Genomic DNA, 23,766 nt, shown 5'->3' on the forward strand with positions numbered 1-23,766 from the left:
AAGGTGCTTTCTCCATTACAAGCGGTCTAGTTTTCATCAAAACTTACACAATTTCAACTTGTTCTGTGCCTGATCCTAAGTTTTCGATCTTACCAATCACCCAAGCCTTCTCGCCTGCTTGCTCTAGCAGGGCCAGAGCAGTTTCCACATCCTTTTCAGGCAGGGCAATCACCATGCCCACACCGCAGTTGAAGGTGCGGTACATTTCATAGCGGCTAATATTGCCCTTTTCCTGCAACCATTTGAAGGCTGGCAACCATTCCCAGCTGGCTTCATTGATAACGGCTTTGACGTTATTCGGCAACACCCGTGGGATATTTTCCCAGAAGCCGCCGCCTGTTAGGTGAGCGATGGAATGGACATCCACCTGCTTAATAAGCTGCAAGATGGACTTCACATAAATTTTGGTTGGAGCAAGGAAATGCTCGCTTAAAGGCTTGCCTTCCAGCTCATCGGTTGGCTTGGCACCGCTCACCTCTAGCACCTTACGGATAAGGGAATAGCCGTTAGAATGCGGGCCGCTAGAGCCCAAGGCAATTAGGGCATCGCCTGCACGGGTGGCAGAGCCGTCAATGATTTCAGCCTTTTCCACCACGCCCACACAGAAGCCGGCCAAGTCGTAGTCGCCCTCGTGGTACATACCCGGCATTTCGGCCGTTTCCCCGCCCACCAAGGCACAGCCCGACTGCTCACAGCCGTTAGCAATGCCCTTGATCACGGAGCTGGCCACATCAACATCCAACTTGCCTGTGGCATAGTAGTCGAGGAAGAAGAGCGGCTCGGCGCCCTGCACCACTAAATCATTCACACACATGGCCACCAAGTCGATGCCGATGGTGTCGTGTTTGTTCAGGTCAATCGCCAAACGCAGTTTTGTGCCCACACCATCCGTGCCAGACACCAAAATTGGCTCCTTATATTTGGTTGGCAAGGCACACAGGGCACCAAAGCCGCCCAAACCACCCATCACTTCAGGGCGGCGGGTACGTTTTACATCGCCCTTAATGCGTTCGACCAATTCATTCCCAGCGTGAATATCCACGCCAGCATCTTTATAACTAAGTTGAGTGCTGCTCACGATTGACCTCAAATCAAATGAAATTAACAAAAACGGCAGGATTATACCACCAAGCAAACGTTTGCGAAATGAAATTAAACAGAATTTTGAAGGGAGTAGAAGGCAGAAAAGGGTGAGGGCATTCCCAGCCAAACCTCGGCACACGGTGCTTTCAATTCTGGCTGCTTTCTTCCGAACCTGACCAAATAAACTGAAGACCATTGCGAGGAACCAGAAATGCCCTCATTGGATTGCATAAAGCAAGGCCTGCCATTATAGGGATTTTTCGCCCCAAGGCAACCCATTTCGCAGCAAGCGGTAGGGTTTTGCTTAAAATTTGCAAAAAACCTGGGATTTTAGACCGCTTGAAAGGGAGGGGATTTAGCGGTAGTCCGCAAACAGCCCCAACACCCACTCAATAAAGACTTCCAACCGCTTAGGGATAAACTCCCGTTGGGGATAGACCAGCCACAGGGGGCGTTTGGGGCTGTCGATGTGGGGCAGGATTCTCACCAGCTTGCCTTCATCTAGCTCTTTCTGCACCAAAATGGCAGGCAAATGGCCAATGCCGAAACCCGCTAAAAGGGCCTGCAAAAGGGCGGTGGAATCATTGACCAAAATTCGGCTGGGCAGTTTGACGGTCTGCACCTGTTTTTTGACCACAAAAGACCAGGGCAAGACCTTGCGGTGCTGGCCGAAAAAGTAGTTGATGACCCGATGATCTTCTAGCTCCGCCAGGGTTTGGGGTTCGCTGAACTTTTCCAAATAAGCAGGAGCAGCACAGGTCACCATATCAATCTCCCCCAAACGGCGGGCGATGTCGGACGAATCCGCCAAATTCCCCAGCCGCAGGGTGCAATCCAAGCCCTGATCGATAAGGTTATGGGTGTCGTCTGATGATGTAATCACCAAATCAATCTCAGGATAGGCCGCCTGAAATTCAGGCAAACGAGCCATCACAAAGGGCATTACCGCAGGTGGCATATCCAGTCGCAACTTGCCCTGGGGCAGCTGGGCCGAGCCCGACAGATCGTTAAAGGTCTGCTCCAGCTCCGCCAGCAGGTTCTGGCATTTCTCATAAAACACTTCGCCTTCAGCCGTGAGTGCAATCTTGCGGGTGGTACGGTTGAGTAGGCGTGAACCCAGCTGGGTTTCCAGATATTTCACCGCCTTAGACACGGCGGAAACGTGCAGATTAAGCTGGTCGGCAGACTGGGTAAAACTGCCTGTTTCCACCACACGGGCATAGATTTGTAGGGCTTGGATTCTGTCCATATTTTTGCTGGTTTTGAAAAAGAAAAGCGGGGTATTTTAGCAGATTGGGGAAGAAATAGGAAAATGATGATACAAGATCTTTTGCTATCTCTTACTTAAATCAAGTTTAATCCCACACGCCATATGGAATTAAACTTAATTTTGCATTTTTTTTACCGCTTGATTAACCCAAATAATACACAAAATCCCAAACCAAAGGCATATTGCACTTCTATCAGCGAAACAAGCGGGTGTTTTGTAAGAAAAACTTGCAAATTTTCGACCGCACTTTGGGGCGGTTTGGGTTGGATATTGCTGTCTGAACATTCATCAATCTTCAGACAGTATTTTGCTAGATGTAAGTCAATTAAGATATTACCTAAGGCTTTCGATTTCTCTTGTAGAATTTTTTTGAATGTAATCTAAATATTTTTCTTCTGTTAGTTGAGCAACTAACTCAGCATTAGCACTAATTAGAACGTGTAACTCCTGCCAATTAGATTCTGGCTTGAAACTTCCTGCCTTCGGTCTTTTTAGACGATTCCATTTTTTTATTTCAGTTCCCGCACGAATAGCCGAGCTAGAGCTGTTTTCTGTATTATATTTATTTTTGACTTGTAAAAGAATAATGCTATTTTCATTAAAGTAGCAGAAATCGACAGCTCGAAACACAGATCCTGCACACCAATACCAACCGTGAGATTCAAGAACTTGAGCTAAATATTCTTCTAAAATAGCCCCATTCATATTTTCTGCACTCATATATAGATAATGACCAGTTAAGTAGTATTGTAATATCTCATCACTTTGATCAGTTGATGCAGAAACCCTTTGCAATAGTGCGGCATCTTGTTCACCATAATTTTTTAGTGGTCGTTGTAGAGCTGAACTATCTCTGCTTAAAGTGTATTTTTTGCACCAACGCTGAAGATATTCAGTGCATAGTTGTTTAATATCATCGCTATCTTCTATTTTTATCTTAGGAAATAGAGATATTTCATTGTGTAAGGCAAAATCAAAAAGAGCTTTTAGTCTATTTTGATGTTGAGTGTTAGTCACCTGAGATACTACTGTTTGGTGGAATAGATTTGATATAGTGTCTAAACCAAGCACAACCAGCTCATCTAGACTTTTATTAATTTTAGCCATTTTGGATATTCTCTCCTGTAAAAATTGATCATTCTACTATAAAGTAGTCTTGTGATTCGAGAGGGGAAGTGTTAAAATTGGGGTCTAAAAAAAGTTTCGATAGGGATTGTTATGTTGAAGGTCGAAGAAATTGCTCAAAAATTAGAAGTTTCTGAGCAGTATGTGCGTAAATTGATACGAGATGGAAAAATTCAAGCGATAAGTAAAGGAAAAGTGTGGTATGTAACAACAGAATCCTTAGATGAGTTTTTAGAACAATATCATTATGTTATCAATCCACAAGATAGGAAACGTAAGGAAGATGACATACCTGATATTGTTGCTCTTTCTTTTTTTAGTGGTGGTATGGGGCTAGATATTGGTATTCAGCAAGCAGGAATTCATCCGTTGTTAGTGTGTGAAGTTAATAAGGAGGCTCGTGCAACGATTGTAGCTAATGACAATAAAGTCGGTCTTATTGGCGATATTTGGAAATATGATGCTAAAACGATCAGGGATTTTGCTAATTTACCCTTGGATCAAGAGATTGATCTTATTTATGGTGGCCCTCCTTGCCAAGCTTTTTCTACCGCAGGTAAACGTAAAGGATTTGAGGATGCTAGAGGAGATGTCTTTATACGCTATCTCGATTTGATTGAAGAACTCAAGCCTCGCTATGTGGTAATAGAGAATGTTCGGGGCTTACAGTCTACAGAGGCTGTGCTAGAGAATACACAAGGGCAAGGAGTTAAGGGTGGAGTATTATATTATGCTATGACTAGGTTAGAAAATTTAGGCTATGCAGTTTCCTTTGAGCTTTATAATGCCGCCAATTTTGGAGCTGCTCAAAAACGTGAGCGGTTTGTTATTATTGCTAAAAAAGGCAAACAGAAGGTTCCTTATTTGACTCCCACCCATTCAGAAACAGGCGATTTTGGATTACCACAATGGAAAACATTAGGCGATGCTATTTCTGATATTCAACATAAGCCAATGAATTATATAGAAATTCCAAAATCTAGAATTGAATGGTTTAAAAAAATTCCAGAAGGTGGAAACTGGCGTTCTTTACCTAAAGAAGAACAAAGAGAGGCAATGGGAAAAAAATATGATATGGGTGGAGGTAAGACAGGTTTTTATAGAAGGCTTTCGTTTTCTCAACCAAGCCCAACACTTGTTACCGTTCCTACTATGCCTGCAACAGATCTTATTCATCCTACAGAGTTGCGCCCCTTATCTGTAGAAGAATATGCCAGAATCCAAGGCTTTCCTGATGATTGGGTTTTCAAAGGAAATATTATGGAAAGATACAAGCAAATTGGAAATGCAGTTCCTATCAAACTTGGCGAGGCTATAGGACGGACAATCTATAATGATATCCATCAGATTCACAATCCAGCTTATGACGGATTCAAGTATTCACGCTATTGTAATACATCAGACATAAGTTTTCCCCGGCAGTACTTAAAAAATTTAGAAAGTGCATTAAAAGTAAATATAGAGCAATCACAATTAGCTCTTGAACTTTGAAACATATAAAAGGCTTGGTTAAGAGGCGGATTTTAGTCCGCCTTTTTAGTTTTGCTCGCAAACGCCCCACCACCGACCAGCTCAATTTCGCCCCTTTCCAACCAAGGCTCAAGCCACTTTCTCACATCATCTTGGCTTTCCAAACCAAAGGCATATTGCAGTTCAATCAGCGAAACAAGCGGGTGTTTTTGCAGAAAAACGTGCAGATTTTCGACCGCACTTTGGGGCGGTTTGGCTTGGATTTTGCTGTCTGAAATCTGCTCAATCGCTGCCATTAAATCCTTGTCCGTCGCCACGCCTTCAAGCAAGAGCGATTTACCTTGATATTCCAACAAGTAAGCAGGCAGGGAGCGGATTTGCAGTCTCGATCGCAAGACCCTGTCTTTTTCTAATTCGGCTTGTGCCGAGCCGTCTTGAAAATGGCGGATAAAGCGGTTTTTATCCACACCGACCAAGTCCGCCACACGCAGGATTTCTTCAAAATGCGTAATGGGGCGGGTTTCTACAATGAGAGCATAAGCCAGTCGGTATAGAAAAGCGTCCGCCCTTGCCTTATCCGCCAGTTCCACCGCTTTCACCGCCAGATTTAAGGGCGTGGATGAGCGGTGATTTTGGTCAAACAGTGCCAAGTTTTCAGGGCTGATATGAATGGGCATTCCGCTAATGCCTTGTTCCGCCTGATAGATCCTTGCCAGTCGGCGATTGTAGCGTTTGAGTGCTTGTTCATCGCCTTCTCTAAAATCATCGGCCATCATAAAATGGCCTACGTCTCGCACCAGCCCTGCCATTTTTGTTTCAAACTGGATTTGGTCGGCAAAATGGGTTTCGATTTTCCGCAGAAAAGGCTGGCTTTCATAGGTCAGCCCCATCATCGGATCGGTAAACAGGGTGATTTTTAGCATTTTATTTCTCCATCAGTCTGCCCGCCACAGCCCAGCTTTGCAGGTCATCAAATTTGATGTAAATGTTGGCGGCGGGAATGGCCAGTGTTTGGCTCACAATTTGAGTTAGGGCTTGGCTGAATGGGGCGTAGCCTTGGTGGCTGTCGTTGCCGAAAATGCTGATCTGCAAGAGTGCGGCAGGCTGTTTCGCCCCCCGTAAATACAGGCTTTGTCCGCCTTCCAAGCCCAAGAGCAAATAGTCCGCCGACTGCCCGATCAGCCCCATTGCCTGCCCGATTTGAGCTTGCAGGGCGTTTTCCTGCTCTGCCGAAAGGGGCTGGTTGGTTTTTAAAAGAATAAAGGCCATTAGTCGCTCCATTTTTTCACGAGTGTCAGTAAACGATCCGCCAATTCCTGCTCTTTTTTCTGGTAGGTATGGCCGGTCTGCTCAATAAAAATCAGCTCATTTTCGACCGCACTTGGGAAGTGGCTATTGATGGTTCGCAGAAAACCGCTCGGATCGCCGTAGGTAAAGCGATCCAGCGTGCCGATCAGCAAGGCACCCGAATGGCGGATTTGCTCGATCTGTGAATAATCGCCGTCGTCTTCCACGTGCACATTATTGAGCAGGGGCGAATAGAGCCATTGATAAGCCGTGTCCGCCAGGGCGGGCAACCAGCCAAAGAGTTCAAAGGGCAGCAGGGTTTGCCCCTTGCCCTGCTCGACCAAGGCACGAATATAGGCACGCTCTTGCTCGGTGACGCTGTTGGTCAGGTGGGTAACATTGGCCGGGCTGAGCAGGATAAATTTATCCACACGGTAGTCTTGGGTTTGGCTTAAGTAATAAATCACCTTGTTCGCCCCCAAAGAATGCCCCGCCAGAATGATTTTGCGGTAGCCCCGACTTTCCGCAAAATCAATGTAAGCGGTTAAATCTTCGATGGTTTTTGCAAAATCTTCGTTAAAGGAACCGATGATTTCAGGCTTGCCCGTCAAGCGATTGGTGTCTTGGAACTTGCCAAAGGCGTTACGAGTTTGGGCGTAGATAAAATCAATCCCGTTTTGGCTCAAGGTCTCACCGATGTTGTAGTAAAAAGGGTTGGAATAAAAATTGCCGTGAATGCCGGTGATGGCAATCACCACCGTGTCTGTTTGTTTTTGACTGGAAAATAAGGCCCCGTGTAGGACAGAACCGCTTTGGGTGGAAAGGTGTAGTTCTTGCATAAAATCGCTCCGTAACTTGTTTTGATAGAGCGTATTTTAGGGGGAGGATTGTTGTTGAAAAAGAAATGAAAAATTAAAGGACTTTTGATGATTTGGGAAAAATTAGTCTTGTTTTATAAATAAAACCTTTTAATGAATTAGAAAAAGCTTCAACTATACTTGAAACTTTTTTAATTTAAGCGTAAAGTTTCCAGTATAAAAATGGAGTTCTTATGAAAAAAGACCTAATTTGCCGCAAACGCTATCTAGATCGTGTTCGTCCCTTTATCAATAAGTCCCTAATCAAAGTCTTTACAGGGCAGAGACGGGTGGGCAAGAGCTACCTGCTTTTTCAGATTATGCAGGAAATCCGTACTCAAAATGAGCAAGCCCCAATTATTTACATCAACAAGGAAGATTTGGCCTTTGCCCACCTAAAAACCGCCCAAGAGTTGGCGGATTTTGTGTTGGAACAGAAACAATCTGGGCAGAAAAATTATGTCTTTATTGATGAAATTCAAGAGATTAGTGAGTTTGAAGTCGCCTTGCGTTCCCTGCTGTTGGACGATGAATTGGATCTCTACTGCACCGGCAGCAACGCCCATCTGCTTTCCCGTGACATTGCAGGCGTGCTCAGCGGTCGGGCGGTTGAAATCAAGGTGCATTCACTCTCTTATGTTGAATTTTTAGAATTTATGCAGCTAGACGACAGCGACAAGGCAATGGCAACTTTCCTAAAATACGGTGGTCTGCCTTATTTGAAGGACTTGCCCTTGCAAGATCATATCGTCTTTGAATACCTGCGGAATATCTATTCCACCATCGCCGTGCGTGATATTGCCAATCGCTACGCCATACGCAATGTGGCTTTTCTGGAACAGCTCACTCAGTTTTTAGCAGATAACATTGGCAACCTTTTTTCTGCTAAAAAAATCAGCGATTTTCTTAAATCTCAACGGATTTCAACGAGCGCCACGCAGGTACAAAACTATGCCGAATATTTGGCTAACGCCTTTTTAATCCACAAGGTGCCAAGGTACGATATTGAAGGCAAACGGATTTTTGAAATCGGCGAAAAATACTATTTTGAAGATCTGGGCTTGCGTAATGCTCTAATTGGCTATCGGGTGCAAGATCGGGGAAAACTGCTGGAAAACTGCATTTTCAACCATCTGCAAATTGCGGGGTTCGATGTCAAAATCGGTGGGCTTGCCAATCAAGAAATTGATTTTGTAGCAGAGAAAAACGGCGAACGGATTTATGTCCAAGCCGCACTCACCATCAATGAAGAAAAAACCTTAGAACGAGAATTTGGCAACCTGCTGAAAATTGCCGACAACTATCCCAAATATGTGGTAACGATGGATCAGTTTGATGGGAATAGCTTTGAAGGGGTCAAGTGTTTGAGTTTGAGAGAGTTTTTGTTGGGGTTGGAGAAAGAATAAATGGCAAAACTCAGAGATCAGCAGCATATATTAGAAATTACTCCTACAGGGCATTATTATGTTACTGATGGTAGTGACACCAATGAATTTTATTATGTTATATCTATTTATAAAGAAGGACAAAAACAAGCCTACCCATTAGGAGAAAAAGGAGAATTGCTCACGGAATTTGATGTTGAAACAATGGACTTTATGATATCTAAAACCTGTTTTGACGCAATTCAAGAGCATAAAGAAGATTTAGCTGATGATCTTTTTAATGGCGGATTTGCTTTATCATTTATACCAACCAATAATATATGGAAAGTCAAGTTGGAGCTATGGTCTCGTTATTCAGGTCAAAATGAAGAAGTTATTCTAGAATTGAATGTTAGCGAAGATGATTTATTTGATTTTGGGCGAAATCTAAGGGCAGAAGAATCGAGTGCAATGGCAGAGCCAAGGAAAGTAATTCCGTTTTAAGATTGTAAGCGGTGTAAATTTCACAAAATTTTACACCGCTTGTTTCGTTTAAAGTGCGGTTAAAAATGCTCCGATTTATACCTTACCCCCATCTGCTTTGACGGCGGATAGAAATCGTGCCCCATTCTGGTGCCCTGTAACATTGCCGGCGTGTAGCGGTAGAAATCCGCCTTGTCCCAGTCGAAGGTGGTTTGGATTTCATCTTCACGACCGTTTTCAATCAGCTCCACCAGATTCGGGTTGAGCATAATGCTCTTGCCGATGGAAACGCTTTCCACCCAGCCGGTTTGATAGGCCTTGAGCATATCGTCAGCGGTGTAAAGGTTGCCCGAACCGAAAAACGGCAGGCGGCCGGCAATGCGGTCGTGCACCACCTGCATACGGGTTAAATTCGGATCTGCCCCACGGCGGACTTTTTTGTAGAAGTCCCACAGGGAAATGTGCAGGTATTGCAAAGGTTTCTCGACCAAGGCGTCCACCAGTGCCAGGGTTTCCTTCATCGTAATGCCCTGTTCGCCTGGTTCTTCAGGCGAGAAACGGTAGCCGATGATGAAGTCAGGGCGGTTGTGTTTCTTCCGCATTTCATCGATGGCATCGACAATGGCCAGCGGGAACCGCATCCGTTTTTCCAAACTGCCGCCCCAGTAATCGGTGCGTAGGTTGGTGCTGGCGGAGAAGAATTGCTGGATCTGTCAGCCGTTGGCTCCGTGGATTTCCACCCCGTCAAAGCCTGCCTGCAAGACCAATTCCGCCGCTCTGGCATAGCTTGCCACCATTTCCCAGACTTCCTGCTCGGTCATGGTGCGGAAGTTGCCGTAGTAGTCGCCTGTGGCTGCCAGCAATTCTGCCCCTTGGGTCATGCTCGGGTCGGCGCGCAAACCGCTGTGGGCAATCTGCACCACCGCTTTCGCCCCTTGGGCGTGGGCGAGTTCGGCGTATTCACGCAGGGTCGGCAGGTGGCGTTCGTCAAAAGCGTTAGGGCTTTCAAAGCCGATACCGCTGGGGTGAACATTGGTAAAGGGCATAATGTAGAGCCCGAAACCTTCAAAGCGGTTGCGCCAAAAGCGGCGGCCGGCGTCGGTCATTTCACCGTCTGAGCCTGAGTCATAAATGGTGAGTGGGGCGACGGTGAGACGGTTTTTAATTTCTACGCCATTGTTAAGGGTGTAGGGTTCAAATAGGGGGGCATATTTTGGGTTCATGATTTACTCCAGTGTTTGTTTGATGGAGCCTATTTTAGGGGGGATTATTGCTAGAAAAAGCAAGAGAAAAACAAAAGACTTTTGCTAATTTAGGAAAAATTAATCATAAAGCCATATAATTTTTTGCAAAAAATCGTACAGATCCGACCGCTTGTAGGCCAATTTGGCGTACAATGCTTTTATTTAGGGAGCAAACCATGACCGCACTTGAAAAACTGATTGATATTTTAACCCTTTCTCCACTATCTCAAAATCGCTTTGAGGGAAAACACATTGACCTGGGCCTGCCCAATGTTTTTGGCGGGCAGATCATTGGCCAATCCTTGGCGGCAGCCATGCAATGCGTGCCTGCTGAGCGGGTGGTGCATTCCTGCCATATCTATTTTTTGCAGGCTGGCAAACTGGATGCGCCTTTGGAATACGAGGTGGAGGTTCTGCGGGAGGGTAAGAGTTTTACCACAGTGGAGGTTAAGGCCGAGCAATTCCAGCAAACCGTTAGCAAAATGTTGCTCTCCTTCCATGTGGATGAAGGCGGGCTAGAACATCAAGCATCCATGCCTGATGTGGCCGAGCCTGAGGACTTCGCCTCTGAAAATGAGCTTATTCAAGCCCTAGCCAAGTTCCTGCCGCCAGTGCTCCAGGAAAAATTCTTGGCCGAACGCCCTTTTGACATTCGGGTCAAACACGTCAATAACCCACTTCAGGGCCAAAAATTACCGCCTGAACAATTTGTTTGGTTTAAGGCCCAGGGCCAGGCACCTGCCAATTTACGCCTGCAACAATGTTTGCTGGCCTATTTCACGGATTTCCACAGCCTTATCACCGCCCTCCACCCACACGAAAAGGGCTTTATGCAGCAGGGGGTAAAAATTGCCACCCTCGATCACGCTATTTGGTTCCACCGTGAATTTAGTTTGAATGATTGGCTGCTGTCTGCCCTTGAGAGCAATAACGCCCGCAATGCTAAGGGCCTGACCCGTGGGCAGATTTTCGACAAAAATGGCCGCTTAATTGCGACCATTCAACAGGAAGGGGTAATTAGGGTTTAAGATAGCGCCAGCGTCCTCGCTGGTGCTGATAAGTCCTTGATAAATAAAGCACAAGCGAGGACGCTTGCGCCATCAATGAGGCCTTAAAAGGCCTCTATTCTAAATTCCCACAAAAACGATAACCCTCACCATGAATCGTGATGATGATTTCAGGCGTATTTGGGTGATCTTCAAAATGCTTGCGGATACGTCGGATGGTTACATCCACGGTTCTGTCGTGGGGTTTTAGTTCACGGCCGGTCATTTTAAAGAGCAGCTCTTCCCGGGTTTGGATCTTGCTTGGATTGTCGCAGAAGTGCTGCAAGAGGCGGAATTCGCTGCGGGGCAGTTTAATGCCCTCCCCTTCTGGGTTAATCAACATACGGCTATTGACATCTAGGGTCCAGCCGTTAAAGCGGTAGCAATCCACGCTGGCTTCCTCGCTCACAGCCTTTTCTTTTTCTAGCATAGTGCGCTGCAGGAGGTTGCGGGCGCGGATGGTCAATTCCCGTGGGTTAAAGGGCTTGGTAATGTAGTCATCAGCCCCAATTTCCAGGCCCAAGATCTTATCCACCTCATTATCCCGCCCTGTTAAGAAAATCAGGGCAATATCCCGCTCTTCCCGCAATTCCCGGGCCAGCATCAGGCCGTTTTTGCCTGGCAGGTTGATATCCATGATGATTAAATGGACGGTTTGTTTTTGGAGAACATCGTGCATTTCAGCGCCATTGACGGCTTCAAACACGTCATAGCCTTCGGCCTCAAAAATGCTCTTTAAGGTACTGCGGGTCACCGCTTCATCTTCAACAATAAGAATTTGTGGGTTCTGCATTGTGTGTCGCCTTTATACGAAAATTGAATTTGTTACAAAATTGTAAGTATTTTACTGACTATTTGCCCCTTCCTGCCACTTTAATTTGTGTTTTTATTACGTTTAATCAAATTTCTTCACATCTTTTGGCTTGATTGATGATTTTTTATCTACAAAATGTACACGAATTAAACCAAAAAGCCAACAGTAAAGCCATCATTTTTACATCTTGCTTATAAATAGCCATGCCGCTAGAATATGAGAATAATTCTTAAATCTATTAGAGGTATCTATGTCACTTATCCGTAGCCTGCTGGCCAGCCTGGCCCTCTTGCCCGCTCTCGCCCTTGCCCAAGAACGCATTATTTCCATCGGCGGCGACGTATCGGAAATTATCTATGCCCTCAAGGCTGAAAAAGACCTAGTCGGGCGGGACTCCACTACCCTCTTGCCAAAGGCCAAGCACCTACCTGATGTGGGTTATATGCGCCAGCTCAATGTAGAAGGGATTTTGTCCCTTAAACCCACTAAGGTGATTAGCTCGGTGGTGGCCCAGCCTTCGGTGGTGCTTGAACAGGTCAAAGCCACAGGGGTTATGGTTGAGATGATCCCAACAGGCCATACACCTGAAGCAGCCGTGGCCAAAATCACACAAGTCGGCCAGGCTCTTAACCAGCCTCAAGCCGCCCAAGCCCTGGCTGATGATTTCCAAAAACGCCTTGCCCAAGTGCCTAACTCCCTGCTTAAGACCAAGGTGCTCTTTATGATGAGCCGAGCAGCCAATAACGTGATGGTGGCTGGTCAAAACACGGTGGCTGATGAAATTATCCGCCAGGTGGGGGCAACCAATGCCGTGCAAGGCATGGTGCGTTACAGCCCCATTTCCCAGGAGGGTATAATCCAGGCCAATCCTGATCTGATTATCGTAACCAGCGAAAGCCTCAAAACCCTGGGTTCTATCGACAAACTCTGGGAGGTTGCTGGCCTTTCCCACACCAAGGCAGGCAAGAACAAGGCCTATGTGGTGGTGGACGATGTGGCCTTTATGACCTTCGGCCTGGGCATTCCTGAAGAAATGCTCAAGATCCGCCAGGCGGCTGAGCGTGCTGCCCCCTAACAAGCGGTAGATTTTCGTGGAAATCTTGCAAAAACGCCGCTGGGGGCTGATTGCCCTCAGCCTTGTCTTGGTGATCTGCGCTCTGGTTATGTCTAACATTGGGGCGCTGTCCCTGACCTGGACGGAACTAGCCAGCCTACCCTTTGACAACCCTGCCTGGCAGATCTGGCTGAATATCCGCCTGCCCCGCATTGTGCTGGCCATCACCGTTGGCATGGCCTTGGCCGTGTCGGGCACCCTCTTCCAAGGCCTCTTTCACAACCCCATGGCTGACCCTTCGCTGATTGGCGTAAACAGCGGGGCGGCCCTGGCCGTGGCCGTTGGCATTCTCCTGCCCAACCTCATTCCTAGCCAATTTGCCCTCTATAGTTCCATGTTAGCCGCCTTTATCGGCAGCACCCTGGTAGCCAGCTTTATCTACCTCCTCAGCCACCAATCCCAGGCCTCTATGAACAAGCTCCTCCTGGCCGGTATTGCCATTAACGTGATTTGCGGGGCAGCCATTGGGATTTTGAGCTATGTGAGCAGTGACCAACAGCTCCGCCAGTTCAGCCTCTGGACCATGGGCGGGCTGGGCCAGGTGCAATGGCAGGCCGTAATTGTGGCCAGCCTCATCATTGTGCCAGCCATCTTGTATAGCTTCCGCCTGGCTCAAGCCCTGAACCTATTGCAACTGGGCGATGAAGAGGCTCATTATTTGGGGGTGAGGGTTTTACGATTGAAACAAACCACCCTCTTGCTGGGAGCCTTGCTGGTGGGCGTGTCAGTGTCGGTCAGCGGGGCCATTGGCTTTATTGGCTTAGTCATTCCGCACTTGGTTCGCTTTAAGTTTGGGGCCGATCATCGGGGCGTTTTGCCAGCCTCTGCCCTCTGTGGGGCCATTTTGCTGCTCTGTGCCGACACCCTGGCCCGCACCCTCTTTGCCCCGCTGGAAGTGCCGGTTGGGATCTTAATCAGTCTGATTGGCGCTCCTTACTTCCTCTGGCTGGTCATTCGCTTTAAGGAGGCCCGATGATTTGCAAAAATTCCGCCCCAACCGACCGCTTGCTAGCAGCTCAAAACCTCTCGTTTAGCCTGGGCCACCAGCCCCTCTTGCAAGACATCAACCTTGAACTGGCAGAGGGCAAACTGACCGTGCTGATCGGCCCCAACGGAGTCGGCAAGTCCACCCTCATGCGGCTGCTTTCGGGCTATCTGGCTCCACAAGCGGGCCAGGTTTTATGGAAAGAAAGCCCGCTTGCCAGCCTGTCCAACAAGGAATTGGCTCTGAAGCGGGCCGTTATGCAGCAGCAGAGCCGGCTTAATTTCCCCTATTCGGTGGAAGAAGTGATCTTGATGGGGGCCTATCATCGCCCAGCCAAAGAAGTGGAAACACATTTAGAGGCCGTGATTGAAGCCGCCCAATGCCAGCCCCTGCGACATAAGACCTACCGCCAACTCTCAGGTGGGGAACAACAGCGGGTGCAACTGGCCCGTGCCTTGCTGCAACTGTGGAATGAGGATATGCAGAGCAAGCTACTCTTTTTGGATGAACCCACCTCCGCCTTCGATCTCTACCACCAACAGCACTGCCTACGCCTGATTAGCCAGCTCTGCCAGCAAAAGGGCTTGACGGCCTGTTGTGTCTTGCACGATCTGAACTTGGCCTCGCTCTATGCCGATCAGGTTATTCTGCTGGCTGAGGGCAAGATTCAAGCCCAGGGGCAGCCTCAAGAGGTCTTTACCCAGGCCTGTATTTGTCGCTGGTATCAAGCCGATATTGAGGTTATTGCCCATCAACAGACACAATGCCCGCAGGTGCAGTTTTTGAAGTAGGAAAGCTAGAGCCAGTTTTCTAAACGTAGGCCCTCAACCCGCTCAAACTCCCTAAGATTATTGCTGACCAGCACTAGCCCCTCGCTGCGAGCATGGGCAGCAATGTGCAAATCATTCTCGCCAATAATCTTACCTTGGCTGGCCAAGTCTGCCTTAATATTGCCAAAATGGGCTGAAGCCTTGGCCCCATAAGGCAGGATTTCAAGGCGGGAAAGAAAATCCTCAATAACAGCCAAATTCCGTTCAGGAAATTGGCTTTTTTCTGCCCCATAATAAAGCTCCGATACCGTAATAGCACTCACGCACATACGGCTAGCGTGACGGTTAAAGGCTTCTACTATTTCGAGAGGGCGGCGTTTGATAACATAAATCACAATGTTGGTATCTAACATATACTTAAGCATAGCCACCCCTAAAAATCTTCACGTTCAGGCTGAAAACTAACCTCTCTTTCAACCATAAAATCCTCGCTTGCGCCTTGTCCTGCCAAGAAAAAGCTGTCCCAGGTCTGATTAATGGGACTTAGAATCCGTTCCTGGCCCACCACTCTCACGGCTACTTTTTTCACATCATCATTAAAACGCACATCCACAGGCAATCGGACAGCTTGGGTGCGGTTGGTAATAAATACAGAGGCTTCAATCATCTTATGCTCCTTTTACTAATATTTTAGCCAGTATATCTCTTATGTATCTAGCTTGCTAGACCAAAGCAAAATATTTTCCTGAATGCAGTCTGAACAAACGGCCAAAGCGAATTATCTCTGGATAATAAAATAAACCAGCCTTAAGGTTTCCTTAATCTTTCCTTGGTTTAATAGGCCCATCTTTAAACCAAGGAGCCAATATGAAAACCCTATCTCGTCTACTTGCCCTCGTGGCCACAACCATCTTTTCCGCTCTCAGCCTAGGCCTGATCTTTTGTTTCACGGCCTTTTCCTTGCTGGCCACAGGCTTACTTCTTCTCTGGCGTAAGTTTTTCCCTGCCCAAGAACAACAAGCTGTATTTGAGGTGAAGCCAAACAGGGTTTGGTATGATACCTAACAGTGCACTTGAGTGAAAACGAAAACACTTAATCATATTTCCAACAAAATAAACCTTGTTATGGTGTGGCCTTATCCACACCATTTTTTGCAAAAAAACCTCTCTTCCCCACCGCTTGCCTCAAACAAAAGCAAACGTTTGCCTTTCATTTAACAAAATTGAAGTCAGGTTTTCTTGTGATCTGCTTCACAGTTTTAGATAAATTTACTGGTCGGATTTCAAATTTTCGCTATGATGGCAGGGCTTAATGTTCGTAAATGAACATTGCTTACTACACATTCACAGGAGAATCTTATGTTTGGTCCATTTAAACCTGCTCCGCATATTGCAGAGCTGCCGGCCGACAAGGTTGATGCCCGCTATAAATTCCTGCGTTGGCAGGTCTTTGCTGGGATCTTCTTTGGTTATGCGGCCTATTATTTCGTGCGTGCCAACTTCGACTTGGCTCAAAAGGGCTTGATTGAAGCGGGGCTTTATAATAAAGCTGAACTGGGTATCATCGGTACAGGGGCGGGCTTGGCCTACGGCCTGTCTAAATTCGTGATGGCCGGGATGTCAGACCGTTCTAACCCGAAAGTCTTCCTTCCATTTGGTCTTTTGCTGTCTGGTTTATGTATGACCATGATGGGCCTCATGCCTTGGGCAACCTCGGGCATTGCGGTGATGTTTATCATGATCTTCTTGAACGGCTGGTTCCAGGGTATGGGTTGGCCGCCGTGTGGCCGTACCATGGTGCATTGGTGGTCAAAATCTGAACGTGGCTCCATCGTATCGGTTTGGAACACGGCCCACAACCTAGGGGGAATGGTGCCAGGTGCCATGGTGCTTTTGGCCAGCGCCCTTTATTTCAGCACCCACGGGGTTGAAGCCACCGCCAAAGATGTTTGGCAACAAGCCCTCTACTTCCCAGGTATCGCTGCCATGGTGGCCGCCATTCCAATCTATTTATTGATGAAGGACACCCCGCAATCTTGCGGCCTGCCACCAATCGAAAAATGGCGTAACGACTACCCAGAAGACTACAACGAAAAAACCTACGAGCACGACCTCAGCACCAAGGAAATCTTTGTCACCTATGTGCTTAAAAACAAGCTCTTATGGTACATCGCCATTGCCAACGTTTTCGTTTACCTCATTCGCTATGGCGTGCTGAAATGGTCGCCAGTTTACTTGGGTGAAGTCAAACACTTCAACATCAAGGGCACAGCCTGGGCCTATACCATTTATGAATTGGCCGCCATTCCAGGTACGCTGCTTTGCGGTTGGGTGTCTGACAAGGTCTTCAAGGGTAAACGTGGCTTAACGGGCTTTATCTTTATGATTTTAACCACTGCGGCAGTGGTCGCCCTCTGGCTCAACCCGGCCACGCCTGAAAACGAAATCGCCCAATATGCCGGCCATGCCTGGTATGAGAACCCATATCAGCTTATGGATTTCATCCTCATGACCACCATCGGCTTCTTGATTTATGGCCCAGTGATGCTTATCGGCCTCCACGCCCTTGAACTGGCCCCGAAAAAGGCAGCCGGTACATCGGCAGGCTTTACTGGCCTCTTTGGCTACCTAGGCGGTACTGTGTCAGCCTCTGCGGTTGTGGGCTGGGCAGCCGAATACTACGGCTGGGACGGCGGTTTCTATGTGATGATCGCCGGCGGCGTGTTAGCTGTGCTTCTTATGTTTATCGTGATGATTGAAGAAGGCAAACACAAGGCTAAACTTGCCGAGCATTATGGCACTAAATAATCTTTAATATTAAGGGAGGCTGTGGCTTCCCTTTTCTTTATCTGTCACAAAAAGGTAATACACTCCATGTATATTGCCCAAAGAAAACCACTACAAAAGGAGACCTTATGAAACTAAAAAATCTTGTTGCAGTTACCACTTTAGCCCTGTCTTCCCTGGCCTATGCCGCAAGCGATAAGCTTATCATCGCCCACCGTGGGGCCAGTGGCTACCTGCCAGAGCATACCTTGGAATCCAAAGCCCTGGCCTTTGGCCAACAAGCGGATTATTTGGAGCAAGATCTTGCAATGACCAAGGACAACCGCCTGATTGTTATTCACGATCACTTCCTCGATGGCCTTACCGATGTGGCCAAAAAATTCCCTAATCGCGCCCGAGCAGATGGCCGTTACTATGTGGCCGATTTCACCCTGGCTGAAATCCAAACCTTGGAAATGACCGAAAACTTCAAACTCAAAGACGGCAAACAGGAGCAGGTTTACCCTAATCGCTTCCCTATGTGGCAATCCCATTTCACCATTCACACCTTTGAAGATGAGCTAGAATTTATCCAAGGCCTTGAAAAATCCACTGGCAAGAAAATCGGCATCTACCCTGAAATCAAGGCCCCTTGGCTCCACCACCAAGAAGGCAAGGACATCGCTTTAGAAACCTTAAAAGTCCTGAAAAAATACGGCTACGACAAAAAATCTGATCGGGTTTACCTGCAAACCTTCGATTTTAACGAACTCAAACGGATTAAAACCCAGCTTCTGCCAGAGCTAGGCATGGACATCAAGATCGTCCAGCTCATCGCCTACAGCGACTGGGGTGAAACCCAAGAAAAAGATGCTCAAGGCAAGTGGGTCAACTACGATTATGATTGGATGTTCAAGCCAGGTGCCATGGCCGAAGTGGCTAAATATGCCGATGGCGTAGGGCCTGGTTGGTATATGTTAATTGATGATAAGGCCTCCACCCCAGGCAAGATCAAATACACCCCACTGGTGCAGGAGCTTGCCAAGCACAATATGGAAGTTCACCCCTACACTGTGCGTAAGGATGCCCTGCCTGCCTTCTTTAACGATGTAAACCAGATGTATGATGCCCTCTTAAATCAGGCAGGTGCAACAGGAGTTTTTACCGATTTTCCTGATACGGGCGTGGAGTTTCTTAAAGGCAAGAAATAAACCTGCAAATTGCAAATAAAGCATGAAAAATTCCCACTATAGGTCATAATAGTGGGAATTTTTTTATTGGAGGCAATATGTCAAAACACCTTCCTGAAATCCTCAAGGTTGAGGTCGTGGCCAAGAGTCGGATTTTTGAAGTACAGGCTGTCGATTTACGTTTTTCCAATGGGGAGCAACGCACCTATGAACGCCTAACCCCGCAACGAGGCTCGTCTGTAATGGTGATTCCCATCCAAAATGATGAGCTGATAATGGTCAAAGAATATGCGGTGGGGCCGGAACGTTACGAGCTGAACTTTCCAAAAGGCATTGTCGATAAGGGTGAAGAACCCATTGAAAGTGCCAACCGTGAGCTGCAAGAAGAAATCGGCTTTGGGGCCAAAAGGCTGGATTTTTTGCGATCCCTATACTCCTCTCCCAGCCACATGTATGGCCTGATGCATATTTTTGTCGCCCAAGACCTCTACCCCTCTTGGCTGACAGGCGATGAACCTGAACCGCTGGAAATTGTGCGTATTCCCCTTAGCCAAATCGACAGCCTCTTGGCCGACCCAAGTTTCAGCGAGGCCCGCAACCTAGCGGCGCTCTTTATGTTGCGGGAGTATCTCAAGCAAGCGGGGTGATTTGAGGGAAAATTTGCAAATTTTGGCGGAATGCTCACCGCTTGTAAGGCTCTAGCATTAGGATTGGGCATAATAGACAAAATAGTTGCTAAAAAGTGGCTTAAAGCCTTATAGTACAAGGCTTTAAGCCCTCTTTTGAAAATGAACAAAAAACTGCCTTTTCTGCCAAAGTGCGAATATCAAGAAACATGGTAAACAAAATAACATTCAGCGTTATTATTGTAATCAATGCCATAAAACCTTTACCCATCAAAAGAAATTAGACCCAATACAGATCTGGGATGATTACACTTCAGGAAAACAAACTTATCAACAGCTTGCCAATAAGTATCATTGTTCGGTTAGAACTATCCAAAGATATATTGATAAAGCTCCTAAAACATTATTACATCCACCTCAAAGCACATCGCTTAATATAATTATGGACACTACCTTTTTTAAGCGTAATTTCGGCGTATTAGTGTTAATGGACTCTCATACAAAGAAAGTGGTATTTCACTGTTTTGTAAGAACAGAAAAAGACGTTTACTATAAGCTGGCACTTAATAGATTGAGAGAAAAAAGCTATATAATACAATCCATTACCTGTGATGGTAGGCGAGGTCTGATGAAGGACTTGTTCAATGCACCTGTGCAGATGTGTCAGTTTCATATGGTTGCAATAGTGATGAGAAAACTCAGAAAAAAGCATCAATCACAAGCGGGAAAAGAATTAAAAGTTATCGTAAAAACACTGGTGGAGAGTTCAAAAAATGAATTTTACAAACGCCTTCATTATTGGTATTTAAAACATGAAGAGTATTTAAAAGAAAGAAGTGATAAGCCAAATGAAAAGGGATATTTACCTTATAAGCATCGTAGTGTTAGAGGGGCTTATGCAAGCCTTAAATGGTATATGAAATATTTATTTACTTTTGAAGAACGGTCAGATTTAAATATAGAAAGGACAACAAATAGGCTTGAAGGGCTATTTAAACATATGAAGCGACAGTTAAATAATCATAATGGATTAAGCAAAAAACATAAAGCCATGTTTATAAAGGATTTTTTGAATAAAAATAGCTGCTAACATTTTAGAAAATAAACATTAGCAACTATTTTGTCCACTTGGCATAGTTTTTGACGAATCAGCAACTATTTTGTCTACTATGCCTAGGATTGAGCAAATGAGAACACGTCCTAGAGGCTGTTGATAATTCAGAAAATTTGCGGTTGTCGTGATCTCTGATGAACTAGAGATTGTACAACATAAACATCCTTTACATTTTTCTCTAAGGACATCGTTTACATTGTATGGTTAATATGCCAGCTACTTGCTGGAGTAATTTTCTTCTCTCGGTCATCCATTTGACCCAGAAAATGAAAACGGTAATAAATGTGCCAAATACCATCGGCGTAAGGCACAAAAGCAACGGTTTCTTGCTTTAAAATTTGGCTCAGGTAGTAAATTTCACCTTGCCAACAGAGTTCGCCACTGGGTTTAACTCGACGAAGTTCAACACCTTGACCGTAGTCATAGTCTTCAATCTTGCCGGTATAAATACGACTTGAGGGCTGATAAAGACTTGCTGGCGTCTGACGTTTTTTGTCATCATCAAGCAGGCTTTCGTGGCTACGCTCATGGTTATATTCGTGCACAAAAGCATCGAACATGGCCTGTTGGTCTGCAAGATTCCCTGCAATGGCCTCACGCTTGAGTAAACAAGCCTTGAGGCTACGGTGCATTCGCTCATGATGCCCATTTTGTTCGGGGTGGGCGGGGCGAATACGCTCGGGCCGAATGCCCAGGTCAATCCACCATTTGGCCAGCTTGCTTAAGCCACCCAGGGCAGTTGAGGCAAAGGGCGAGCCATTGTCGCTACGAATATTCCAAGGCAGCCCGAACTCGTAAAAAAGTCGTTCAAACTGGGCTTTTACAGGGTCACCCAAGGTATTGGGCAGGGCCTGACAAAGCAATAAGTAACGGCAAAACTGGTCGCTCACCGTTAGCGGGTAGCACCATTTCTGGTCACCTAGCTGGAATTGCCCCTTGAAATCCACGCACCAGGTTGTATTAGGGGCGTCACATTCGGCAAAGGGCAAGCTGTCTGCTGGCGTGTGACGGCGAACCTTGCGGGGCTTGACCAGTCCTGCTCGAGCCAAGATTAAATCGCCTGTGCTATCAGCCGGTTTCTTGGCTTCAGGAAAGCGTTGCTCAAACAGGTCAAGCAGCTTTTTTGCCCCCCAATCGGGGCGTTTGCGTCGCTCACTGACCAGCCACTCAACAATCCATTGTGGCGTGGCATTGGGCGAATAATGTGGCTTTCTGGATAGCTCTTGCAAACCAGGAAAGCCGCCTTGTTTAAAGCGTTCAATCCATTTATTGGCTGTTGGACGACTGATTCCGAACTGTTCACACAGGTCGGATTTTGTAAAGCGTTGGGACAACCAAGCCTTGATAAATAACGTTTTTTGTTCCATAGGATTCGTTTGTTTCCAAGCCATTTTCTTCACCAAAGATAAGATGTTTGGTGCGATTTTACGGCAAAGAATGTAAACGATGTCCTTGGGTTATGATGTAAAGGATGTTATCAGGTTGTACCGATGTAATTCCCCTCTTTAGCAAAGAGGGGGTAGGGGAGATTTGGCAGGAGTAATAACGGAGTGAGGGAATGATTAGTCAGAATTATCTTGTTTGTTTTTTCTCTGAAAATAGCCCTCTCGTTGCAATTTCTTCTGCCAAATCTCCCCCTACCCCTCTTTGCTAAAGAGGGGAGTGGATCTCAGAGGTTGCCACATTCCTCTTTCTTCTCTAACAAACATTTTTCTTGAATTATCAACAGCCGCTAGAGCCTTAGCGATGATTCACTAGCCAACATAGATACCAAAAGGGTATTCAAACTGATGCGATCTCGATCAGCTAACTGGCTAAGGTTACGGTGCAGGGAAAGCACGGTTTTGGGCTTGATACATCTGCATTGCAACAGAAAGCGTATCTAGCACTAATTTTCGGGCTTCTTCGGCACTGTCGGCAAATTCCATCACGTCAGGTAATTCGTCCACTCGCCTCACATAACAAGGCTCTCCCTCAATCTCTTCAAAGCGGACGGAAATAGTGTATTGTTCTGGCTTATACATAAGATTTCTCGCTAAGTTGGGTTAATTCCACTTGATATTTCCCTGCTGTCGCTATCACTTAACGTGACCCAATCAACCCCAAAGCCACCTTAAAAAGATCATAAACCCGCTCATAACAGGCCTTATCTTCCGACAAACTTGGGTTAAACTCCGTCAGCTCAAACATGGCCAATTTAGGCAAGGGTAAGATGGCCTGGAAGATCTGCTCAACCTCATCAACTGTAAAACCCTCAGGCTCAGGCGTGCCTGTTGCGGGAATCAGGGCGCTGTCTAGAGCGTCCACATCGAAGGTGACATAAAGCAAGTCCACTGCCTCAAATTGCTGCTTGACCTGGTCTAGCACGGCCTCAAAACCCTGCTCCCGCATTTGTTGAACAGAAAAGGCTGGGATCTGGTGTTGCTGGAGCAAGGCAGCCTCCTCCTCCTCAAAGCTACGCAGACCAAGGAAGCAGAGGTCTTCCAACAAAATCCCCTGGCTTTGTGGAGCTAGGTTTTTCAACTGCTGCCAGTAGGCCTGAATGGCAGGGCTTGGTTGGCGGCTTTGGCAGGCCAGATTGTCTTGGCGAGTGGCCGCCGCCAGGGACATCCCGTGCAGATTGCCCGAGGGCGTGGTGAAAGGGGTATGCAAATCGCAGTGGGCATCAATCCAAAGCACGCCAATGCGTTTATCGGGATTGGCTGCACAAAGGGAGGCAAGTGTACCAATGGCATTGGAATGATCGCCGCTTAAAATGATGGGGAAGGCTGGCTTTTGTAGGTCTGCCGTAAGCTTAGGCACCAGATCTGACTGGAAAAAATGGGCAAGCTGGTCGATATTTTTAGCTTCTAAGAAATCAGTTTCGACAGGCGCTTTCAGCTCAAAAACCGCACTGCCTTTTGGGCCAAATTCGGCCTCATAACGCCGCCACAGCCAGTCCACTCCCTGGCTGGTTCCTAATTTTCCTGCACCCATTTCTGAACAAATTCTTGTAAAAGCCAAGGCCATATTACTTCCTTATGTCTAAATCAAAACGCTGCGTATCATATAGAAATTGTGGGCTACTTTGTTAATTTTTTGTTAATTTTGCGAGAGGGATCACAGTTTTTGCAAGAAATGAAGATAAGTTGGCCGCTTGTTGCATCTAAAAAGTAGGG

General features: G+C 46.6%; 24 protein-coding genes, 1 other RNA gene and 1 pseudogene. 12 read left to right on the top strand and 14 right to left on the bottom strand.

What is annotated here, in order from left to right:
• Positions 1–43: 43 nt before the first annotated feature.
• From A4G20_09265 to A4G20_09280, 4 genes are all read right to left on the bottom strand, one after another.
• The gene (locus A4G20_09265) at positions 44–1,078 is read right to left on the bottom strand and encodes a phosphoribosylformylglycinamidine cyclo-ligase (GenBank protein QIW16512.1); all 1,035 of its coding nucleotides are present in this window, start codon (positions 1,076–1,078) and stop codon (positions 44–46) included.
• A gap of 119 nt (positions 1,079–1,197) precedes the next feature.
• An RNA gene (gene ffs, locus A4G20_09270) (signal recognition particle sRNA small type) lies at positions 1,198–1,295 on the bottom strand.
• Positions 1,296–1,438: 143 nt separating this feature from the next.
• Positions 1,439–2,332, bottom strand: a complete 894-nt coding sequence (locus tag A4G20_09275; protein QIW16513.1) for a LysR family transcriptional regulator — start codon at positions 2,330–2,332, stop codon at positions 1,439–1,441.
• A 354-nt stretch (positions 2,333–2,686) separates the two neighbouring features.
• Positions 2,687–3,460 carry a hypothetical protein gene (locus tag A4G20_09280; GenBank protein ID QIW16514.1) on the bottom strand — a complete coding sequence of 258 codons (774 nt, stop codon included), beginning with the start codon at positions 3,458–3,460 and terminating at the stop codon, positions 2,687–2,689.
• A 111-nt stretch (positions 3,461–3,571) separates the two neighbouring features.
• Here A4G20_09280 and A4G20_09285 point away from each other — a divergent pair, with 111 nt between their 5' ends.
• The gene (locus A4G20_09285) at positions 3,572–4,969 is read left to right on the top strand and encodes a DNA (cytosine-5-)-methyltransferase (GenBank protein QIW16515.1); all 1,398 of its coding nucleotides are present in this window, start codon (positions 3,572–3,574) and stop codon (positions 4,967–4,969) included.
• A gap of 32 nt (positions 4,970–5,001) precedes the next feature.
• On the opposite strand, the gene A4G20_09290 is transcribed toward A4G20_09285, so the two are convergent.
• Genes A4G20_09290 through A4G20_09300 form a run of 3 tightly spaced genes read right to left on the bottom strand, consistent with a single transcriptional unit; the run spans position 5,002 to position 7,074 of the window.
• Positions 5,002–5,871, bottom strand: coding sequence for a hypothetical protein (locus A4G20_09290; GenBank protein QIW16516.1), 870 nt, complete (start codon positions 5,869–5,871; stop codon positions 5,002–5,004).
• 1 nt (position 5,872) lies between these two features.
• Positions 5,873–6,217, bottom strand: coding sequence for a hypothetical protein (locus tag A4G20_09295; protein ID QIW16517.1), 345 nt, complete (start codon positions 6,215–6,217; stop codon positions 5,873–5,875).
• Positions 6,217–7,074: a hypothetical protein gene (locus A4G20_09300; protein ID QIW16518.1), complete on the bottom strand. Its 858-nt coding sequence runs from the start codon at positions 7,072–7,074 to the stop codon at positions 6,217–6,219. Before A4G20_09300 ends, A4G20_09295 begins: the two co-directional genes overlap by 1 nt.
• A 212-nt stretch (positions 7,075–7,286) precedes the next feature.
• Here A4G20_09300 and A4G20_09305 point away from each other — a divergent pair, with 212 nt between their 5' ends.
• The gene (locus A4G20_09305; GenBank protein ID QIW16519.1) at positions 7,287–8,498 is read left to right on the top strand and encodes an ATPase; all 1,212 of its coding nucleotides are present in this window, start codon (positions 7,287–7,289) and stop codon (positions 8,496–8,498) included.
• Positions 8,499–8,960, top strand: a complete 462-nt coding sequence (locus A4G20_09310) for a hypothetical protein (protein ID QIW16520.1) — start codon at positions 8,499–8,501, stop codon at positions 8,958–8,960.
• 59 nt (positions 8,961–9,019) lie between these two features.
• Here the strand turns inward: A4G20_09310 and A4G20_09315 are convergent.
• Positions 9,020–10,165: pseudogene (locus tag A4G20_09315) on the bottom strand (NADH-dependent flavin oxidoreductase).
• Positions 10,166–10,359: 194 nt separating this feature from the next.
• Here A4G20_09315 and A4G20_09320 point away from each other — a divergent pair.
• Positions 10,360–11,211, top strand: coding sequence for an acyl-CoA thioesterase II (locus A4G20_09320; protein QIW16521.1), 852 nt, complete (start codon positions 10,360–10,362; stop codon positions 11,209–11,211).
• A gap of 94 nt (positions 11,212–11,305) precedes the next feature.
• Here the strand turns inward: A4G20_09320 and A4G20_09325 are convergent, their stop codons facing one another.
• Complete coding sequence (locus A4G20_09325; GenBank protein ID QIW16522.1) at positions 11,306–12,022, bottom strand: two-component system response regulator ArcA; 717 nt, start codon at positions 12,020–12,022, stop codon at positions 11,306–11,308.
• A 271-nt stretch (positions 12,023–12,293) separates the two neighbouring features.
• Between A4G20_09325 and A4G20_09330 the strand changes: the two genes are divergently transcribed.
• Genes A4G20_09330 through A4G20_09340 form a run of 3 tightly spaced genes read left to right on the top strand, consistent with a single transcriptional unit; the run spans position 12,294 to position 14,933 of the window.
• The gene (locus A4G20_09330) at positions 12,294–13,118 is read left to right on the top strand and encodes a hemin ABC transporter substrate-binding protein (GenBank protein ID QIW16523.1); all 825 of its coding nucleotides are present in this window, start codon (positions 12,294–12,296) and stop codon (positions 13,116–13,118) included.
• A gap of 25 nt (positions 13,119–13,143) precedes the next feature.
• Entirely contained in the window at positions 13,144–14,133 is a 990-nt protein-coding gene (locus tag A4G20_09335) for an iron ABC transporter (protein QIW16891.1), read from the top strand.
• Positions 14,130–14,933 carry a heme ABC transporter ATP-binding protein gene (locus tag A4G20_09340; GenBank protein QIW16524.1) on the top strand — a complete coding sequence of 268 codons (804 nt, stop codon included), beginning with the start codon at positions 14,130–14,132 and terminating at the stop codon, positions 14,931–14,933. Before A4G20_09335 ends, A4G20_09340 begins: the two co-directional genes overlap by 4 nt.
• A gap of 5 nt (positions 14,934–14,938) precedes the next feature.
• Here A4G20_09340 and A4G20_09345 read toward each other — a convergent pair whose 3' ends face one another.
• Together A4G20_09345 and A4G20_09350 are read right to left on the bottom strand one after the other, a co-directional pair.
• Positions 14,939–15,337, bottom strand: coding sequence for a plasmid maintenance protein (locus A4G20_09345; GenBank protein ID QIW16525.1), 399 nt, complete (start codon positions 15,335–15,337; stop codon positions 14,939–14,941).
• 8 nt (positions 15,338–15,345) lie between these two features.
• Complete coding sequence (locus A4G20_09350; protein QIW16526.1) at positions 15,346–15,579, bottom strand: antitoxin; 234 nt, start codon at positions 15,577–15,579, stop codon at positions 15,346–15,348.
• A gap of 200 nt (positions 15,580–15,779) precedes the next feature.
• Between A4G20_09350 and A4G20_09355 the strand changes: the two genes are divergently transcribed.
• From A4G20_09355 to A4G20_09375, 5 genes are all read left to right on the top strand, one after another.
• Entirely contained in the window at positions 15,780–15,977 is a 198-nt protein-coding gene (locus tag A4G20_09355; GenBank protein ID QIW16527.1) for a hypothetical protein, read from the top strand.
• A gap of 294 nt (positions 15,978–16,271) precedes the next feature.
• On the top strand, positions 16,272–17,720 hold the full coding sequence (locus tag A4G20_09360; GenBank protein QIW16528.1) for a glycerol-3-phosphate transporter: 1,449 nt from the start codon (positions 16,272–16,274) through the stop codon (positions 17,718–17,720).
• 107 nt (positions 17,721–17,827) lie between these two features.
• Entirely contained in the window at positions 17,828–18,889 is a 1,062-nt protein-coding gene (locus A4G20_09365) for a glycerophosphodiester phosphodiesterase (protein ID QIW16529.1), read from the top strand.
• Between the two features lie 77 nt (positions 18,890–18,966).
• The gene (locus tag A4G20_09370) at positions 18,967–19,515 is read left to right on the top strand and encodes an ADP compounds hydrolase NudE (protein ID QIW16530.1); all 549 of its coding nucleotides are present in this window, start codon (positions 18,967–18,969) and stop codon (positions 19,513–19,515) included.
• Positions 19,516–19,981: 466 nt separating this feature from the next.
• Entirely contained in the window at positions 19,982–20,584 is a 603-nt protein-coding gene (locus A4G20_09375) for a transposase (protein ID QIW16892.1), read from the top strand.
• 215 nt (positions 20,585–20,799) lie between these two features.
• On the opposite strand, the gene A4G20_09380 is transcribed toward A4G20_09375, so the two are convergent.
• The 3 genes from A4G20_09380 to A4G20_09390 all read right to left on the bottom strand — a co-directional run bounded on the left by A4G20_09380 (position 20,800) and on the right by A4G20_09390 (position 23,617).
• Positions 20,800–21,999, bottom strand: coding sequence for an integrase (locus tag A4G20_09380; protein QIW16531.1), 1,200 nt, complete (start codon positions 21,997–21,999; stop codon positions 20,800–20,802).
• 429 nt (positions 22,000–22,428) lie between these two features.
• Positions 22,429–22,632, bottom strand: a complete 204-nt coding sequence (locus A4G20_09385; protein ID QIW16532.1) for a hypothetical protein — start codon at positions 22,630–22,632, stop codon at positions 22,429–22,431.
• A 58-nt stretch (positions 22,633–22,690) separates the two neighbouring features.
• Positions 22,691–23,617, bottom strand: coding sequence for a hypothetical protein (locus A4G20_09390; GenBank protein ID QIW16533.1), 927 nt, complete (start codon positions 23,615–23,617; stop codon positions 22,691–22,693).
• Between the last annotated feature and the right edge of the window lie 149 nt (positions 23,618–23,766).

Source organism: Pasteurellaceae bacterium RH1A (assembly GCA_012221805.1).
Classification (GTDB): Bacteria; Pseudomonadota; Gammaproteobacteria; order Enterobacterales; family Pasteurellaceae; genus RH1A.

Excerpts from the sequence above, each read along its gene's own strand:
- A4G20_09390 (QIW16533.1), bottom strand. The coding sequence starts at position 23,617 with ATGGCCTTGGCTTTTACAAGAATTTGTTCAGAAATGGGTGCAGGAAAA.
- A4G20_09345 (QIW16525.1), bottom strand. The coding sequence starts at position 15,337 with ATGCTTAAGTATATGTTAGATACCAACATTGTGATTTATGTTATCAAA.
- A4G20_09290 (QIW16516.1), bottom strand. The coding sequence starts at position 5,871 with ATGCTAAAAATCACCCTGTTTACCGATCCGATGATGGGGCTGACCTAT.
- A4G20_09305 (QIW16519.1), top strand. The coding sequence starts at position 7,287 with ATGAAAAAAGACCTAATTTGCCGCAAACGCTATCTAGATCGTGTTCGT.
- A4G20_09350 (QIW16526.1), bottom strand. The coding sequence starts at position 15,579 with ATGATTGAAGCCTCTGTATTTATTACCAACCGCACCCAAGCTGTCCGA.
- A4G20_09325 (QIW16522.1), bottom strand. The coding sequence starts at position 12,022 with ATGCAGAACCCACAAATTCTTATTGTTGAAGATGAAGCGGTGACCCGC.
- A4G20_09375 (QIW16892.1), top strand. The coding sequence starts at position 19,982 with ATGGACTCTCATACAAAGAAAGTGGTATTTCACTGTTTTGTAAGAACA.
- A4G20_09295 (QIW16517.1), bottom strand. The coding sequence starts at position 6,217 with ATGGCCTTTATTCTTTTAAAAACCAACCAGCCCCTTTCGGCAGAGCAG.
- A4G20_09355 (QIW16527.1), top strand. The coding sequence starts at position 15,780 with ATGAAAACCCTATCTCGTCTACTTGCCCTCGTGGCCACAACCATCTTT.
- A4G20_09275 (QIW16513.1), bottom strand. The coding sequence starts at position 2,332 with ATGGACAGAATCCAAGCCCTACAAATCTATGCCCGTGTGGTGGAAACA.
- A4G20_09360 (QIW16528.1), top strand. The coding sequence starts at position 16,272 with ATGTTTGGTCCATTTAAACCTGCTCCGCATATTGCAGAGCTGCCGGCC.
- A4G20_09320 (QIW16521.1), top strand. The coding sequence starts at position 10,360 with ATGACCGCACTTGAAAAACTGATTGATATTTTAACCCTTTCTCCACTA.
- A4G20_09365 (QIW16529.1), top strand. The coding sequence starts at position 17,828 with ATGAAACTAAAAAATCTTGTTGCAGTTACCACTTTAGCCCTGTCTTCC.
- A4G20_09370 (QIW16530.1), top strand. The coding sequence starts at position 18,967 with ATGTCAAAACACCTTCCTGAAATCCTCAAGGTTGAGGTCGTGGCCAAG.
- A4G20_09300 (QIW16518.1), bottom strand. The coding sequence starts at position 7,074 with ATGCAAGAACTACACCTTTCCACCCAAAGCGGTTCTGTCCTACACGGG.
- A4G20_09380 (QIW16531.1), bottom strand. The coding sequence starts at position 21,999 with ATGGCTTGGAAACAAACGAATCCTATGGAACAAAAAACGTTATTTATC.
- A4G20_09310 (QIW16520.1), top strand. The coding sequence starts at position 8,499 with ATGGCAAAACTCAGAGATCAGCAGCATATATTAGAAATTACTCCTACA.
- A4G20_09280 (QIW16514.1), bottom strand. The coding sequence starts at position 3,460 with ATGGCTAAAATTAATAAAAGTCTAGATGAGCTGGTTGTGCTTGGTTTA.
- A4G20_09385 (QIW16532.1), bottom strand. The coding sequence starts at position 22,632 with ATGTATAAGCCAGAACAATACACTATTTCCGTCCGCTTTGAAGAGATT.
- A4G20_09330 (QIW16523.1), top strand. The coding sequence starts at position 12,294 with ATGTCACTTATCCGTAGCCTGCTGGCCAGCCTGGCCCTCTTGCCCGCT.
- A4G20_09285 (QIW16515.1), top strand. The coding sequence starts at position 3,572 with ATGTTGAAGGTCGAAGAAATTGCTCAAAAATTAGAAGTTTCTGAGCAG.
- A4G20_09340 (QIW16524.1), top strand. The coding sequence starts at position 14,130 with ATGATTTGCAAAAATTCCGCCCCAACCGACCGCTTGCTAGCAGCTCAA.